Genomic DNA, 17206 nt, shown 5'->3' with positions numbered 1-17206 from the left:
CGCGTTGCCCAGAGGAGGAAACATGACATTGCAGGATCCCATCGTCATCGTCGGTGCGGCGCGCACCCCGATCGGCAGCTTTCAGGGAGAGCTGAAGGAGGCGACGGCGCCGGAACTGGGAGCAACGGCGATCCGCGCGGCGCTGCAGCGGAGCCGTGTCGAGGCTGAGGCGATCGAGGAGGTCGTCTTCGGCTGTGTGCTGCCGGCGGGGCAGGGACAGGCGCCGGCGCGCCAGGCGGCGATCCACGCCGGCCTGCCTTTCGCGACCGCGGCGAGCACCGTCAACAAGATGTGCGGCTCGGGCATGAAGGCCGTGATGATGGCGCATGATCTGATCGCCGCCGGCAGCGCCTCCGTGGCGGTCGCGGGCGGCATGGAAAGCATGACGAATGCGCCCTATCTCCTTGACAAGGCCCGTGGCGGCTACAGGCTCGGCCATGGGCGTGTCGTGGATCATATGTTCCTCGACGGGCTGGAGGATGCTTATGACAAGGGGCGCTTGATGGGCAGCTTCGCGGAAGATTGCGCCGAGGCCTATCAGTTCACACGCGAGGCGCAGGACAACTACGCCATTGACTCGCTGACGCGGGCGCAGAAGGCGATTGCGGAAGGCTGTTTCGAAAGCGAGATCGTGCCCGTCACGGTAAAATCAGGCAAAGCCGAGCAGGTGGCGAGCCGCGACGAACAGCCCGGCAAGGCGAAGCTCGACAAGATTCCGACGCTGAAGCCGGCCTTCCGCGACGGCGGCACGGTGACCGCCGCCAATTCCAGCTCGATCTCCGATGGCGCGGCAGCCCTGGTGCTGATGCGCCGTTCCGAGGCGGAGCGCCGCGGCCTCAAGCCGCTCGCCACCATCCTCGGCCATGCCACGCATTCGCAGGCACCCAATCTTTTCGCCACGGCGCCGATCGGCGCGCTGCAGAAGCTGTCCGATCGCACCGGCCTGCCGCTGTCGGAGGTCGATCTGTTCGAAATCAACGAGGCTTTCGCCGTCGTTGCCATGGCGGCGATGCGCGATCTCAACCTGCCGCATGAAAAAGTGAATGTGCATGGCGGCGCCTGCGCGCTCGGCCATCCGATCGGCGCCTCGGGCGCCCGGATTCTGGTGACGCTGCTTGCAGCACTGGAGCGATACGACCTGAAGCGCGGCATGGCCGCGCTCTGCATCGGCGGCGGCGAGGCCACGGCTGTCGCCATCGAGCGGCACGAGCGGGGAGGGCGGGATAGATGATCCTTTCCGACCTCCAGCAGCAGATCTCAGATCTCGCCCGCGACTTTGCCCGCGACCGGCTGGCGCCGGGGGCGGCCAAACGCGACCGGGAGCATCTCTTCCCGCGCGAGGAATTGAAGGAAATGGGCGAGCTCGGGCTGCTCGGCATGCTGGTGCCGGAAGCCTATGGCGGGTCGGATACCGGTGTGGTCGCCTATGCCGCCGCGCTCGAGGAGATTGCCGCCGGCGACGGACCCTGTTCGACGATCATGAGCGTGCATAGTTCGGTCGGCTGCGTGCCGATCCTGAAATTCGGGACCGAGGAGCAACGGCAGCGCTTCCTGCCGAAACTGGCAAGCGGCGAATGGATTGGCGGCTTTGCGCTGACCGAGCCGCAGGCCGGTTCCGATGCCTCCAACCTGAAGACCCGGGCGCGGCGTGACGGCGATTACTACGTGCTCGAAGGCTCCAAGCAATTCATCACCTCGGGAAAGAACGGCAATGTCATCATCGTCTTTGCCGTCACCGATCCCGATGTCGGCAAGAAGGGCATTACCGCCTTTATCGTGCCGACGGATACGCCGGGCTATGAAGTGATCCGCGTCGAGGAAAAGCTCGGCCTGCATGCCTCCGATACCTGCCAGATTGCCTTCAACGGCATGCGCATCCCGACAGAACTCAGGCTCGGTGCGGAAGGCGAGGGCTATCGCATTGCGCTCGCCAATCTCGAGGGCGGGCGGATCGGCATTGCGGCGCAGGCGGTCGGCATGGCGCGGGCGGCCTTCGAGGCAGCGCGCGACTATGCCCGGGAGCGTACGGCCTTCGGCAAGCCGATCGTCGAGCATCAGGCCGTTGCCTTCCGCCTTGCCGATATGGCGGTGCGGATCGAGGCGGCGCGGCAGCTTGTATTTCATGCCGCCTCCCTCAGGGAGGCCGGGCTGCCCTGCTTGTCGGAAGCTTCGATGGCAAAGCTCTTTGCCTCCGAGATGGCCGAGCGCGTCTGTTCCGACGCGATCCAGATCCATGGAGGTTATGGCTACATGGCTGACTATCCGGTCGAGCGCATCTACCGCGATGTGCGCATCTGCCAGATCTATGAAGGAACGAGCGACGTGCAGCGCATGGTGATCGCCCGCAATCTCTAAGAACCACATCCGGCCCTGCTTCCGGAGGAGGGGAGCAGGGCCGGCAAAGGGAGGAAAGAAATAGCATGGTGGATTCCGCTCGGTTGAGCCTGCATGTTCCCGAACCCGCCGTTCGCCCCGGCGGTCAGCCCGATTTTTCCAACGTCAAGATTGCCAAAGCCGGATCGGTGCCGCGGCCGGAGGTGGATGTTGCATCCGAAGATATCCGTGACCTCGCCTATTCCATCATCCGCGTTTTGAACCGCGAGGGTGAGGCGGTCGGTCCCTGGGCAGGGTCGCTCTCCGATGAGGCGTTGCTGACCGGGCTTCGCAACATGATGAAGCTGCGCGCCTTCGACGCCCGCATGCTGATGGCGCAGCGGCAGGGCAAGACCTCCTTCTACATGCAGCATCTCGGCGAGGAAGCCGTCAGTTGCGCCTTCCGCAAGGCGCTCGAAAAGGGAGACATGAATTTCCCGACCTATCGCCAGGCAGGTCTGCTGATTGCCGACGACTATCCGATGGTCGAGATGATGAACCAGATCTACTCGAACGAGAGCGATCCGCTGCGCGGCCGGCAACTGCCGATCATGTATTCCTCCAAGGACCACGGCTTCTTCACCATCTCGGGCAATCTCGCCACCCAATATGTGCAGGCTGTCGGCTGGGCGATGGCCTCGGCGATCAAGAACGACAGCCGCATTGCCGCGGCCTGGATCGGCGACGGATCGACGGCGGAATCAGATTTCCACTCGGCGCTCGTTTTCGCCTCGACCTACAAGGCGCCCGTTATTCTCAACATCGTCAACAATCAGTGGGCGATCTCCACCTTTCAGGGCATTGCCCGCGGCGGCTCCGGCACCTTCGCGGCGCGCGGCCTTGGCTTCGGTATTCCGGCGCTGCGTGTCGACGGAAACGACTATCTCGCCGTCCATGCCGTCGCCCACTGGGCGGCGGAGCGCGCGCGCCGCAATCTCGGCCCGACGCTGATCGAATATGTGACCTATCGCGTCGGCGCGCATTCGACTTCCGACGATCCGAGCGCCTATCGGCCCAAGACGGAATCGGAGGCCTGGCCGCTCGGCGATCCCGTGCTGCGACTGAAGAAACATCTGATCGTCAAGGGCGCATGGTCGGAGGAGCGGCATGTGCAGGCCGAAGCCGAAATCATGGACGAGGTGATCGAGGCGCAGCGCCAGGCAGAGGCGCATGGCACGCTGCATGCCGGCGGCAGGCCTTCGGTGCGCGACATTTTCGAGGGCGTCTATGCCGAGATGCCGCCGCATATCCGCCGCCAGCGGCAGAAGGCGGGGTACTGACATGGCCAGAATGACGATGATCGAGGCCGTGCGCAGCGCCATGGACGTCTCGATGGCACGTGACGACAATGTCGTCGTTTTCGGCGAGGATGTCGGTTATTTCGGCGGCGTCTTTCGCAGCACGCAGGGCCTGCAGGCAAAATACGGCAGAACGCGCTGTTTCGATACGCCGATCAGCGAATCCGGCATCGTCGGCACGGCGATCGGCATGGCGGCCTATGGGCTGAAACCCTGTGTCGAAATCCAGTTCGCCGATTACATGTATCCGGCCTATGACCAGCTGACGCAGGAGGCGGCGCGCATCCGCTACCGTTCCAACGGCGATTTCACCTGCCCGATCGTCGTGCGCATGCCGACCGGCGGCGGTATCTTCGGTGGCCAGACGCACAGCCAGAGCCCGGAGGCGCTTTTTACCCATGTCTGCGGGCTGAAGGTGATCGTGCCTTCCAATCCCTATGACGCCAAAGGCTTGCTGATCGCGGCGATCGAGGATCCCGACCCCGTCATGTTCCTGGAGCCGAAGCGGCTCTATAACGGCCCCTTCGACGGCCATCACGAACGACCGGTGACGCCGTGGTCGAAACACGATCTCGGAGAGGTGCCCGATGGCCATTACACCATCCCGATCGGCAAGGCAGAGGTGCGGCGCGTGGGATCGGCGGTGACGGTGGTTGCCTACGGCACCATGGTGCATGTGGCGCTTGCCGCAGCCGAGGATGCCGGCATCGATGCCGAGGTGATCGATCTCAGAAGCCTGCTGCCGCTCGATCTCGATACGATCGTCAAATCGGTCTCGAAGACGGGACGCTGCGTCGTCGTGCATGAGGCAACCCTGACATCCGGCTTCGGCGCCGAAGTCGCGGCGCTGGTGCAGGAACATTGCTTCTATCATCTCGAAGCGCCGGTCGTGCGTGTTGCCGGCTGGGACACGCCCTATCCGCATGCGCAGGAGTGGGACTATTTCCCCGGTCCCGGCCGTGTCGGGCGGGCGCTTGCCGAAGTCATGGAGGCCTGAGCCGTGGGCGAATTCATCATCAAGATGCCCGATGTCGGGGAAGGGGTCGCCGAGGCCGAGATCGTAGAATGGCACGTGAAGACGGGAGATCCCGTCCGCGAGGACATGGTGATCGCTGCCGTCATGACCGACAAGGCCACCGTGGAAATTCCGTCTCCCGTCAACGGCATCGTCACCTGGCTTGCGGGTGAGGTCGGAGACCGTATCGCGGTCAAGGCCCCGCTGGTGCGGATCGAGACGGCGGGGGAGATCGGCGAGGCTCCGCCCATTGGGATCTCGCAGCCGCCGATTGCCGAAACGCCCAGGACCGAGATTGCAAAATCTGCTCCGGCAGCGCCAGCCCCTGCGGCGGCGCCGGCGGAAAAGCCGCTTGCCGCTCCCTCCGTGCGGCTCTTCGCCAGGGAAAGCGGTGTCGATCTCAGGCAGGTGCAGGGGACAGGGCCGGCCGGGCGTATCCTGCGCGAGGATATCGAGCAATTCCTGACCCCTGGTACCGCTCCCGCGGCGGTCAAGAACGGTTTTGCCAAGAAGACAGCGACCGAGGAGATCAAGCTGACCGGCCTGCGCCGCCGCATCGCCGAGAAGATGGTGCTTTCCGCCTCGCGCATCCCCCACATCACCTATGTGGAGGAAGTGGATATGTCCGCGCTCGAGGAGTTGCGCGCCACGATGAACGGCGATCGCAGGCCTGATCATCCGAAGCTGACGGTTCTGCCCTTCCTGATGCGGGCGCTGGTCAAGGCTATTTCCGAGCAGCCTGAGGTCAACGCCACTTTCGACGACGATGCCGGCATCATCACGCGCTATGGTGCCGTGCATATCGGCATCGCCACGCAGACGCCGGCCGGTCTGACCGTGCCGGTGGTGCGGCACGCGGAAGCCCGCGGCATCTGGGATTGCGCCGCGGAGATGAACCGGCTGGCGGAAGCGACGCGCTCGGGTACTGCGACACGTGATGAGCTTTCCGGCTCCACCATCACCATCAGCTCGCTCGGAGCGCTTGGCGGCATCGTCTCGACACCCATCATCAATCATCCTGAAGTGGCGATCGTCGGCGTCAATAAGATCGCCACACGACCGGTCTGGGACGGCACGCAGTTCGTGCCGCGCAAGATGATGAACCTCTCCTCCAGCTTCGATCATCGCATCATCGACGGCTGGGATGCGGCAAACTTCGTGCAGCGCATCCGCACGCTGCTCGAAACGCCGGCGCTCATTTTTATCGAAAGCTGAGATCCATGAAAGAGATCGTCTGCAAGCTCCTCGTCATCGGCGCCGGTCCGGGCGGTTATGTCTGCGCCATTCGCGCCGGGCAGCTCGGCATCGATACGGTTATCGTCGAGGCCGGCAAACCGGGCGGCACCTGCCTGACGGTCGGCTGCATTCCCTCCAAGGCGTTGATCCATGCGGCGGAGGAATTCGACGCGACGCAAAAGATGCTTGCCGGCAAGAACCCGATGGGCATCCGCGTCGAAGGCGCCTCGATCGATCTCGGCAGGACGATTGCCTGGAAGGACGGGATCGTCGGCCGGCTCACAGGCGGTGTTTCGGGGCTGCTGCAGAAGGCACGAGTCAAGATCGTCCACGGCCGCGCCCGGTTCCGCGACGGCAAGACGGTGGAGGTGGAGACCGAAATCGGCCAGCAGATCATCCGCGCCGAGACGGTGGTGATCGCCACCGGTTCGGATCCGGTGGAGCTTACGAATCTGCCTTTCGGCGGCCGCGTCATGTCCTCGACAGAGGCGCTGTCGCTGACGGAGCTGCCGAAAAAGCTCGTTGTGGTCGGTGGCGGTTATATCGGGCTGGAGCTCGGGACGGCTTTTTCCAAAATGGGGTCCGATGTAACGATCGTCGAGGCGACGCCACAGGTGCTGCCGCAATATGATGTCGAGCTGGTGCGGCCCGTCATGCGCAAGCTGACCGAAGGCGGTATCCGGGTGTTGACGGGTGCCAAGGCGATCGGCCTTGCCGACAATGGCGAGGCTCTGATCGTCGAAACGGCTGATGGCCGGCAGCAGACCCTGCCTGCGGACCGCATCCTCGTCACCGTCGGCCGCCGCCCAAGAACCGCAGGATCCGGTCTCGAAGAGCTCGATCTCGATCGTGCCGGCCCTTATCTGAGGATCGACGATCGTTGCCGCACGTCCATGCGCGGCATCTATGCGATCGGCGATGTGACCGGCGAGCCGATGCTCGCCCATCGGGCCATGGCGCAAGGGGAGATGGTGGCGGAAATCATCGCCGGAAAGAAGCGGGCCTGGGACAAAAGATGCATTCCCGCCATCTGCTTCACCGATCCGGAGATCGTCAGCGCCGGCCTGTCGCCCGCAGACGCGAAGGCGCAAGGCTATGAAATTCGCACTGGCCAGTTTCCGTTCAGCGCCAACGGGCGGGCGATGACGATGCTGTCCGAAGAAGGCTTCGTGCGCGTCGTGGCCCGCGCCGACACCAATCTCGTGCTCGGCCTGCAGGCGGTGGGAGCCGGGGTCTCCGAGCTCTCGGCAGCTTTTGCGCTGGCCATCGAGATGGGTGCACGCCTGGAAGACATCGCCGGCACCATCCACGCGCATCCGACCCGCAGCGAAGCGGTGATGGAGGCGGCGCTAAAGGCTTTGGGAAGCGCTCTGCATACTTGAGTTAGACCCGATCCGGATACTGACGATCCTGGAAGGCGTCGCGTTTGAGCGGAGCGATAGCTCTGCAATCCCAACGGCTGTCTTCTACCAAACCCCTGACGTGTGCTTCACGCTGCTGCTCGGGGTTGCAAATTTGGGAAAATTGCGAAACAGACGTCGGCTGAGCGGTGTTCGGAGATGATTGAATTGAGGCCCTGTGAATCCATCTGTGGGATCGAAATGCGGGTCGATAGCTCCGGGTCTCCAAATCATGTCCGGACGAGGTTAGATCCTCTGTAAACATTCACCGGTGAACCGCCCCGACAGCAATTTCCCTTCCCCTATCCTCCCAAGCATCAGAAAACTTTCTCATGATCAATCCTATCAGCGTCTATTCGATGCCCGGAACGTGTTTTTTCGATCTCGCTCCTGCTGCGGGCGGCGAGCCCTATCGCATATTCCTTTCCATTCCGGCGGAGAAGCCGCCGGCGGGTGGATGGCCGCTTCTCGTCATGACCGACGGTAACGCGACTTTCCCCTTCGCGGTCGCCAGCCTGGTCACGCAGGCACCTTATCCCACCGGAACGAATGTCGGTTGGGGGGTGATCGCGGCGATCGGCTACCCCTCCGACGAGCCCTATGATCCGCTCCGCCGGTCTTGGGACCTCGGGCCTCCGCCGGTCAAATCCTATCCGCCGTTCGTTGAGGGCGGTCCGCCGGTTGTCATCGGAGGGACCGGCAAGCTGGTGGATTTCATCGAAAACGAGCTTATACCGCGGATTGCAGAGATGGTGATCCTGGATCCGATGCGCCGATCGCTTTTCGGACATTCCTTCGGCGGCCTCTTTACTCTTTATGCCCTGTTCGAGCGCCCAGGTCTGTTTGCCAATTGGATTGCGGCCAGCCCAACCATCTATTGGGAGAACAGTGAAATCCTCAAGAATGAGGCGCAGCGTCAAGACGCGCCGGGCAATGCACCCTTCCTGCATTTGTCCGCCGGAGAATACGAAGGCGATGAGCTGGCGCCCTTTCAGTACCGGAACGAAGATGCCACTGCACGCCTGGAGAAGAGGAAGACGGAACGGACCGTCCTCCTGGCGCGGGAGATGGCGGAGCGATTAAACGGCACTGCCGACGGATTGCGTACCGAATTCGAGCTTTATGCCGGCGAGACCCACATGTCCGTTCTTGCGGCGGCTGTGAATCGTGCCGTTGGCATCGCATTCGCCGTCCAGAGTTTGACCGACATGTGACGCTCTCTGCAAGGGCCTCATCGGTGAATAGATCCGGCGGTTAGACGATCGTCCTTGAGACGAAACATCCTCGTGCGTGCACTCGTCAAGGTCGGTGCCAGATGGGGCGTTCAGGATTACATTCTCTCTCCGTGTTGCCCCTAAACCTCATGGTCCCGACCAGGAGCAAATATGGTCACAAAAGCGTGATTATTAAGTTGACTCCAATTCTCCTGTTTTAGTAAACGGACTCGCTGCAGTGGCCGGAGGGGCGGCCGTCACACTGCTCGATATGCTCTGACAGGGGATAATATGACAGTAGGACTACAGGGAAAGTTGCGCGTGTTCACAAGCCGATTGATTGCGAGCAGCGCTTTGATGACAGTGTCGTTCGGATCGGTGGGCTGGGCACAAGACAATGCGGCGGAAGAGGCGACGCAATTGGCCCCGATCGTCATAACCGGCAAATCGGATCGTGTGGTTGGCCCTGATCGCACCATCGTTGCCAAGGATACCGCCACAGGCACCAAAACAGATACTCCGGTCGTCGATGTACCGGCGTCCGTGTCGGTTGTGACACAAAAAGAGTTGGAAGAGCGTCATGTGGACAATCTTCAGCAGGCGGTCGCTTATACCGCCGGCGTCTTTTCGGATGAGTTCGGGAACGACGATCGCTACGATTATATAAGAATTCGCGGCTTTGATCAGACGGCGCTCGGCACCTACCGGGATGGACTGGCGGCGCGTATTCCCGCCTGGTTCACGGCCAGCCGCCTCGAACCCTATGGTCTTCAGCGCGTCGAGGTCCTGAAAGGATCTACGTCGACCCTCTTTGGCCTTAACGGGCCGGGAGGACTCGTCAATGCGATCACCAAACGTCCCTTGGATGAGAAGCATGGCGAAGTTTACACGTCTTATGGGGATGGTACCAAGGAAGTGGGTGCGGATTTCGGCGGCCCGATCGATGCCGATGGCGTTTGGACCTACCGGCTTACCGGACTTGCCAAGGACGGTGACCAAGGCTTGGATTATTCGAACGACGACCGCACCTACATTGCACCGGCACTGACGATCAAGCCGGAAGAGGGCACCTCGCTCACCATTCTGACCGATTATTATAAACGCGATGGAACGGGCGCGCGGGGCGTTCCGACCGGCGCAAATATCGATATCGACACTTTCCTCGGCGAACCGGACTTCAATCGCTTCAATACGGAGCAGGTCGACATCGGATATCAGTTCGAGCACGAGATCAATGAAAACCTGACTTTCCGCTCGAATGCCCGCTATACGCATCTCGAGCTCGACTATGCCGAAGTCTATGGCGCATCGCTGGATCCGACCGCCGATCGAACGGCGTTCTCGGTCGACGGCATGTCCAACCGCTACGCCTTCGACAATCAGCTGCAGTACGATATCGGATGGAACGGGATCGACAGCAAGACGCTGGTCGGCGTCGATTACACCAGTGACAATACGCGCGAAAACATCCTGTTCGGCACGGCGGGGCCGATCGATATTGATAATCCGGTCTATTGCGGTCTTTCCTGCATTAACCTTGGCCCCTACGTAAACTGGCGCGTCAAGCAGCAGGCGCTCGGGATCTATGCTCAGGAGCAACTGACGTTCGACGATCGATGGATCGTTACCCTGGGCGGGCGATGGGACCAGGTTCGCACGACTGCGGATTACCTGGATAGCGGGACAAGCGACGACGACACGGCGTCAGCTTTCACCAAGCGGGCCGGACTGACGTATAAATTTACGCCGAATCTCGCAGCTTATGCGAACTATTCGGAAAGCTTCCAGCCGCTCGTCGCGCAGACCGCAAACGGCTATGCTGTGAGGGGATCGTTGAAACCACAGCAGGGTGAACAATACGAGGTTGGCCTCAAATATCAGCCGGATGGGTTTGATGGCCTCTTCACTTTGGCGCTGTTTGATCTCACCCAAACCAATGTGCCGAGCTATGTCAGTCCTCTGGTGCAGGAGCAGATCGGCAAGGTTGGTGTGCGCGGCATCGAACTTGAAGGGAAGGCCGCGATCAACGACAGGCTCAATCTGACGCTTGCTTATTCCTATTGGGATGCTGAAATCCGCGAAGACGGGACAGGCGGCAATGTCGGTAACCGGCCTTCCCGCGTGCCGCAACATCTGGCATCGGCCTGGCTCGATTACACGATTCCGGGAGATGGATGGCGCGGTGACCTGACGATCGGGGGAGGTGTCCGCTATATCGGCCAAACCTATGGTGACGATGCAAATACGGTGTCGCTTGCCAGCTATACGCTGGTTGATGCCGCGGTCAGCTACAAGGTGACCGAGGACGTGACGCTGGCCGTCAATGCGACGAACCTCTTTGACCATAAGTATCTCGCCACCAGCTATTACGGAACTGAGTTCTACGGCGATCGGCGTAAGGTCGTCGGCACGCTGAAGTATTCCTGGTAAAAGTGGCGGGCGCCGCCTTTGTCCGATCAAGGCGGCGCCCGCAATCTGAGCGTCGAAAGAAGCAGTTGTCCACGAAGAAGCCGAACTATCGCGCCGGTGTCCCTGCCGTTGTCGGCGTCGTGGATGACCGCTTGTCTGCGGATCTTGGCTGACGGAGCAAAAACGCTCCTATTGATGGCGGACTTTCATCACCGCGATGACACCCACGGCCCTGCGGGTGCAACCCTCAGCTGGCACCGCGCTTCCGCATCATCAGCATCAAGAACGGCGCTCCGATGAGCGCGGAAACGAGACCGGCCGGGATCTGGTAGGGCGATACGATCGTGCGGCCGACGAAATCGGCAGCAACCATAAGCCCCCCTCCGATCAGAGCGGCGCCGACCATTTGCGGCAGCGCGCGTGCCAATCCCGCCTCCCGCGCAAGGTGAGGTCCCATGAGGCCTATGAATGACAGTGGGCCAACCGTGAGCGTCGCGGCAGCCGTCAACAATCCTGCGAGGCCAAAAAGCGCAAATCGCGATTTCGCCAATGGTATGCCGACCGCCGCCGAAGGCGACGGCCCAAGCGGAAGGATGTCAAGCCAGCGGCGAGCTGCGAGCGAGACGGTAATCAGCACGGCGCCGAGCACGACCTCAATTGCGGCGGTCGATCCCTCGATCAGATAGGTGGACCCGCTCATCCACCGCATCAGCAGAACTGCTCTCGGATCTCCCGTCGAACTCAACACGCCGACGACGGCATCGACCATCGCGCTTAAGGCAATGCCCGCCAGCAGGACTCGTTCAGGCGCGAACGCCGATCGCCGGGAGCTGACGAAGATGACAAAAAGAACGCTGATCGCGCCGGCCACGGCAAATGCAAATTGCCCGGAAAATCCTGGAGCGACGGCAAACAGGGCAATCGCAACACCGAAGGTCGCGCCGGCACTGATTCCCAGAACTTCGGGACTTGCCATTTCGTTTCCGGTCAGCCGCTGAAGGATCGAGCCCGCGACCGCAAGCATCGCGCCCGATGCCAGGGCGGCGAGGATTTTAGGTATTCTGATTGCAAGGACATCGACCGAAAATTCGCCGGAAGCGAGAGCCCAGCCGCCATTGACGTCACGTCCGACAAAAACGCTGACCATCAACAGCACGAGCAGGCCGGCGGCTGCGATGATGACGGGTGCGCTTCCATCCCATCGACGTGACCGGCTGAACGCCGGCGATTGCTGTAGTCTATGACGGATCTTCAGCCGCGGCAGGAGCGCGAGAAGCAGCGGCGAACCGAAGATGGCAGTCACCGCCCCCGTCGGCAAGAAATCACCAAGTCCGCCGGCGACGAGTTGCAGGATGGAGTCGGCGAAGAACAGCAGTCCGGCGCCGATCAGCGGAGACCAGAGGATGAGCTGCGCGGGACGCCGTGCTCCGGACAATCGCGCAATCGTCGGCGCGACCAGTCCAATGAAACCAATGACCCCAACGGCGCTCGTGACAAATGCAGCAAGCGTGACGGCAAGGGCGACGACAACGAAACGCAGGCGGACCAATCTGACGCCAAGTGCCGTGGAACTGCTCTCGCCAAGATCGAGCAGCGAAAGCGGTCTCATCACGAAAGCGCAGCCGATGGCGATGACAGCCAACTTCCAAAGAAGCGACAGGGGAATGACCCAGCTTTGCTGTGCCAGCGAGCCGGCGCCCCAGATGAACAGGCTCGAGAGGTAGCGCTGGTTCAAATAGGTCAGGATGGCAGCGAGGCCGCCGCACCAAAGACTGAGAACCAGCCCCGACAAAACAAGCGAATAAGGCGAAAAACCGCGGCGCGCCCCCAGGCTGACGACGATCGCGGCAGCGGTCGCGCTGCCGATCAGAGCGACAAGATCGCGGCCGGCGCCAAGCAAGTCGGGAAGAAACAGCGATGTTACCACCAGCGCCAGGTTTGCTCCGGCCGACACGCCAAGGGTGGTAGGATCTGCGAGCGGGTTTCGCAAAACTTGCTGAAACAGCGCGCCGGACAAGGCAAGCGCGGCTCCGGCAATCAGCGCCGTCGCAAGACGGGGAAGCGTCGAATAGGTGAACACCATTCGCGTGACATCGTAATCCGGTCGAGCCATTTCTGACAGCGCGGGAGCAGCAAGAAACCACGATGCCACGCCTCCACCGCACATCAGGAGGAGGAAGACAATTGCTGGCCCGATATTGTCGCGGCGGGATAACATCAAGCTTCCTTTTCCAGAAGATCTGTCAAAAGGCCCGCGAAGCGCATGGCCTCGTTCACCATCCCGAACATCAGGGCTGGCGGCAGAATCGACAGATGGCCTGGACGCGCAAACGAAAGCCTGTTCCACAGCGGGCTCTGAGCGAGCTTCGGAAGAACGTCCGGAGGAATTGGGTCAAAGGCGATCAGACGCGCATCCGGATCGGTGACCTTGGAGAGATCTTCAATGCCGATCGTTTCAAAGCCCCAGTAGTTCGACTCTCTGGTCCAGGCGTTCCGGACACCGATGCGCTCGAGCACATTGTGGAACAGTCCGGGACTCGAGTAGATGCGGGCATGGCGGGCATCCATGAAATTCACCAGGGCGACCGGCGGCAGGTTCTTGCCCACCAGGCGACTGCGGCATTGCGCAAAGAAGACGTCGGCGCGCGCGAGGAACTGCTCCGCTTCATTCTCCCGGCCAAGCTCAACGGCCAATTTGCGCGTCGCCGCGATGGCAGCGGTAAGAATAGGTCCAATGCCCGGCGTAAAGATTTCCAGCCGAACGACTTTCGCCACCGACTGCAGCTTGGGCAACAGCTCATCCAGGTAGGGTGTGGTCAAGATAATGTCGGGCTTCAGCGTGACGAGAATTTCAAAATTGACCTCGAACGAACTGCCGATATCGACGACGGATTTTGGCATAGGCGGCTCGACAACCCATCTGTCCCAATCGGCGAGGTCTGAAATCCCGACCGGAGGCAATCCGAGGGATAAAAGAGTGGACGCAAGGCCGTAGTCGAGACTGACGATCCTTGGAGCCATCGACTGTGCAAACAGCGGAGCTGGAATGAGCGAGGCCGCCGCGAGATGCAAAAAGGTGCGCCGCGAAACCCCCATTGATCGGCCGGCCTCAGCAAACATAGGCGAGCGGGTAGGGCAGGTTGGGCGCGGAGATCACATCCATGTCGATCCCATAGATCTCTTGCAGCGTGTTCGGCGCGAGAATCGCGCTCGGTATTCCGCTGGCAACCACGCGACCGCGTTTCAATGCATGGATCCGATCGCAGAAGCGGGCGGCCATGTTGATGTCGTGGAGAACGATGACGACACTCCTTCCACCCTCATGCGCCAAGCGTCGCACAAGTGAGAGCACCTCGACCTGATGAGCAACGTCGAGTGCCGCAGTCGGTTCGTCGAGCAACAGGCAGCGAGCGTCCTGAGCGATCAGCATCGCAATCCAGGCCCGTTGCCGCTCGCCACCCGACAGTGTTCCCATGATACGGTCGGCGAACGTCTCGATATGCGTGGCTCGAAGGGCGTCTTCGACTTTCTCTTCATCGTTTTTGGTGAACCTGCCGAGCGCTCCGTGCCACGGATAACGACCGCATCCTACAAGCTCGCGGACCGTCATTTCCGATCCGGTCGTGATGTCCTGGGGCAGATATGCGACCGAACGCGCAAAGGCGCGTTCGCTATACATCCTCAGATCCTGGTTCCCGTAAGAGATCGACCCAGTGCTCGGCACAAGCTGGCGAGCTAACATTTTGAGAAGACTGGATTTGCCGGAGCCGTTGTGGCCGACCAGCGCGACAACTTCTCCTGCCGGAAATTTAAGACTGACGTCGCAGAGAATTTCGTTCCGCTCTATCAGAAGACCTATGTTTTCGGCGACAAAAGTTTCAGCCGTTCGAGGCAGATCTTGCATCGGGAGTATAGCCACGTGACATCCTTTAACCGGGTGATAGGTCGGTACTAAAGATGAGAGCGGCAATCAACTATTTTCGTTATTCCTCCGCCTGGGTCCTCGTCGTCTCGCGCGGCGGCCTCGGCTTTCGGCCAGCAACGCCGGCTTCTGTGCCACCTCGCGTTATAGCGACAGAGGGAACAAGGAAAGCTTAGAATCCTCTCATGCGTGTATCCTTTTGAAGAAATTTTTGATATTATCGTTATTTAGCAGTCGTTTGCTGGATTTCTCGCGACGAGCCATGGAAAGGTTAAGCAATCACAGATTGTGTAAAATGGCATAAGCTGAATTATGGAACTGCCCGCGGGGCGTCGCCTGCAGAAAGGCGATTCGAGCGTGGCGTTGTGCGACAGCCGCTGCGGCGGCACCAGCGTCGATCTCCCGCTCCAGCTCTATTGCGAGCCTCTTCGGTGGGAGGGCTTTCTTTGTTCAGAGGGATCAGGTTCAGCCACACATCGCACGCAATTGAGGCCGCAGTTGCAGGGCAAGGTAACGCCCGCGTCATCAGCCGGCATCGAGCAGTCTTATAGCTTAAATGCTGTGCGGTTAGCGCGCGATCGATGCGCGGGCAACGCTGTGGATGTCGGCGCGGTCGATACCGAGGTCCTGAAGTTCACGGCTGGACATGCGGCCGAGTTCGGTGACGGTCTGACGGAACTTGCGCCAGTTGTTGAAAGAGCGTGCTACGTTCATGATAATCCCCTTTCCTGAGGGCTGCCTGACGTCAGCAACCTTACTTGGTTTCGGCGTCGTTTCGATGATTGGAATATAGGTGTTTCAATCGGTTTAAAACAGCGATAACCCCTCATCCCACCTATGCACAGAACGCATATGATCTTTCGATTTCGCGGGAAATGCTCTTTTTTATAGTCCAAGCGATCACAAGCAGTGGCCAATCTTTGGCATCGGCGTTTCAGAGGCGAAACTCCGCGCTGTGAGTCCAGGATGAGGTTCGCCGACTCGAACTTCGAGAAAAGGTGCTTCGCAATAGCTTTGGTGGCCGACGGTGACAGCAGGTCAATCACCTCGCCGTGCTGGGCGGTCCAGTCCAAAACATGAAAGTCAACAGACAACGATAAGTCGCATACTTTCAAGATTTCTCACAAAAGTTGTTGCATGGCGCAATATTTAAGCGCATCCTCATATGCGACGGCAGCCACGCAAGGGCGCTGACGTTTGGAAGATCATCGTGCTTTTCGCCCCTGGAGAGCGCGATCACCTGCCAGAATCGGAGTTTGTCCAACAAACATTTGTTATCTGCTCTCGCTCCTGACGATCGGCGCCTGCTTGCACCAAATCTGGAGAGAACTCAGCTCAGACTTCACCAGCTTGAGACGGCGCATCACCAAATCGGCTTCGTCCATTTTCTCGAGGCGGGCCTCGGATCGGTTGTGGCAAGCAAAGAAGGCGGTTCGACAGTCGAGGTCGGCCTCTTCGGCGGGGACGGCAAGCCCGGAACGTCGCTTGTCCAGGGAGGTACCGAAAGTCCGTTTGACCGCTTCATTCAGATGGATGGTTCGGCTTACGCATTTCTGCCGACGATCCACCTGACTTTATGACTACATCTCGCTCGCTTCGTGGATTTCATTTCCCTCTAGAACTTTCTGCATTTTTTGGGATCCAGGTGGCACCAATTTATGCTGACGGTTGTCGCGGCTAGTTCGTACGGGTCTGACAATCACACTTCCACAATCGAGGCTCGACCTTCCCATTTAAGGAGTCAGGCGCCATCGACAAATATATCAGCTGTGCCAATCGAAACGCTGCCGAGGTCACGGCGTGCGGAGTTCTTGCGATCGCCGCGTCACGTCCATTCCGGCCTGAAGTCGGACGGATTCCCAAATCTCCAGCGCATGCGGGGAAGGTTGTTCCTGACCACTCGGCTGGGATTACGACATCTATGGCTCTGGTGAAATCGCTGACCACCAGGCTGCTGATGACGGTCTCGTCGATAACGCTGGTCGGCGCTCTGACGGCAACGGCCGTGTGGGCCGAAGCTGGTGCAGGCGGGAACGCCGGTGGTCCGGGTGGAACGGCCGGCGCCAGCAACAATGGTACAGCAGGCGGCCCCGGAGGCGATGGCACCGACAACAGCTTCGGTGGTGCTGGCGGCGGTGGCGGCGGCGCCGGAACCAGCGGGGGCATGGGTGGCACTGGTGGCGACTCAACTCCAAGCTCGGGCGGTTTGGGCGGCGCAGGCGCCGCCAGCGCGGGAGCGGTCGGGGCGGTCGGCACAGTCGGTGCTGTCAATGGCGGTGGTGGCGGTGGCGGTGGCGGCGCGCATGGTTTTGTCGACGCGGCATTGCCCACAATAGGAG

Annotated in this window: 13 protein-coding genes and 1 pseudogene; 10 read left to right on the top strand and 4 right to left on the bottom strand. The window is 60.8% G+C overall.

Features of this window, described 5'->3' with window-relative positions:
* The first annotated feature begins 22 nt into the window (after positions 1 to 22).
* The 8 genes from GR198_RS22805 (at position 23) to GR198_RS22770 (ending at position 10966) form a co-directional block, all read left to right on the top strand.
* Positions 23 to 1231 (top strand): acetyl-CoA C-acyltransferase, encoded by a 1209-nt coding sequence (locus GR198_RS22805; RefSeq protein ID WP_164069604.1) that lies wholly within the window; start codon positions 23 to 25, stop codon positions 1229 to 1231.
* Positions 1228 to 2355 (top strand): acyl-CoA dehydrogenase family protein, encoded by a 1128-nt coding sequence (locus tag GR198_RS22800; protein ID WP_029873443.1) that lies wholly within the window; start codon positions 1228 to 1230, stop codon positions 2353 to 2355. The genes GR198_RS22805 and GR198_RS22800 overlap by 4 nt, the downstream gene beginning before the upstream one ends.
* 65 nt (positions 2356 to 2420) lie before the next feature.
* Entirely contained in the window at positions 2421 to 3653 is a 1233-nt protein-coding gene (locus tag GR198_RS22795) for a thiamine pyrophosphate-dependent enzyme (RefSeq protein WP_029873442.1), read from the top strand.
* Between the two features lies 1 nt (position 3654).
* Positions 3655 to 4668: an alpha-ketoacid dehydrogenase subunit beta gene (locus GR198_RS22790; protein ID WP_029873441.1), complete on the top strand. Its 1014-nt coding sequence runs from the start codon at positions 3655 to 3657 to the stop codon at positions 4666 to 4668.
* 3 nt (positions 4669 to 4671) lie between these two features.
* Entirely contained in the window at positions 4672 to 5901 is a 1230-nt protein-coding gene (locus GR198_RS22785) for a dihydrolipoamide acetyltransferase family protein (RefSeq protein WP_029873440.1), read from the top strand.
* 5 nt (positions 5902 to 5906) lie between these two features.
* On the top strand, positions 5907 to 7304 hold the full coding sequence (gene lpdA, locus GR198_RS22780) for a dihydrolipoyl dehydrogenase (RefSeq protein ID WP_029873439.1): 1398 nt from the start codon (positions 5907 to 5909) through the stop codon (positions 7302 to 7304).
* A 350-nt stretch (positions 7305 to 7654) separates the two neighbouring features.
* On the top strand, positions 7655 to 8536 hold the full coding sequence (locus GR198_RS22775) for an alpha/beta hydrolase (protein WP_029873438.1): 882 nt from the start codon (positions 7655 to 7657) through the stop codon (positions 8534 to 8536).
* 291 nt (positions 8537 to 8827) lie between these two features.
* Positions 8828 to 10966, top strand: a complete 2139-nt coding sequence (locus tag GR198_RS22770; RefSeq protein WP_029873437.1) for a TonB-dependent siderophore receptor — start codon at positions 8828 to 8830, stop codon at positions 10964 to 10966.
* Between the two features lie 226 nt (positions 10967 to 11192).
* Here GR198_RS22770 and fhuB read toward each other — a convergent pair whose 3' ends face one another.
* The 4 genes from fhuB to GR198_RS22750 form a co-directional block, all read right to left on the bottom strand.
* Positions 11193 to 13163: a Fe(3+)-hydroxamate ABC transporter permease FhuB gene (gene fhuB / locus GR198_RS22765; RefSeq protein ID WP_029873436.1), complete on the bottom strand. Its 1971-nt coding sequence runs from the start codon at positions 13161 to 13163 to the stop codon at positions 11193 to 11195.
* On the bottom strand, positions 13163 to 14041 hold the full coding sequence (locus GR198_RS22760; RefSeq protein WP_029873435.1) for an iron-siderophore ABC transporter substrate-binding protein: 879 nt from the start codon (positions 14039 to 14041) through the stop codon (positions 13163 to 13165). The genes fhuB and GR198_RS22760 overlap by 1 nt, the downstream gene beginning before the upstream one ends.
* Before the next feature lie 13 nt (positions 14042 to 14054).
* Entirely contained in the window at positions 14055 to 14849 is a 795-nt protein-coding gene (locus GR198_RS22755; protein ID WP_029873434.1) for an ABC transporter ATP-binding protein, read from the bottom strand.
* A 585-nt stretch (positions 14850 to 15434) separates the two neighbouring features.
* Positions 15435 to 15581: a DUF1127 domain-containing protein gene (locus GR198_RS22750; protein WP_080658219.1), complete on the bottom strand. Its 147-nt coding sequence runs from the start codon at positions 15579 to 15581 to the stop codon at positions 15435 to 15437.
* 542 nt (positions 15582 to 16123) lie between these two features.
* On the opposite strand from GR198_RS22750, the gene GR198_RS35485 reads away from it, so the two are divergent.
* The gene (locus tag GR198_RS35485) at positions 16124 to 16447 is read left to right on the top strand and encodes a hypothetical protein (protein WP_029873433.1); all 324 of its coding nucleotides are present in this window, start codon (positions 16124 to 16126) and stop codon (positions 16445 to 16447) included.
* A 341-nt stretch (positions 16448 to 16788) separates the two neighbouring features.
* Positions 16789 to 17206: pseudogene (locus tag GR198_RS35480) on the top strand (hypothetical protein); the annotation flags it as partial.

Source organism: Rhizobium leguminosarum (genome assembly GCF_010668065.1).
Taxonomy (GTDB): Bacteria; Pseudomonadota; Alphaproteobacteria; order Rhizobiales; family Rhizobiaceae; genus Rhizobium; species Rhizobium leguminosarum_S.
This window is presented reverse-complemented; position numbering and strand designations above follow the sequence as displayed.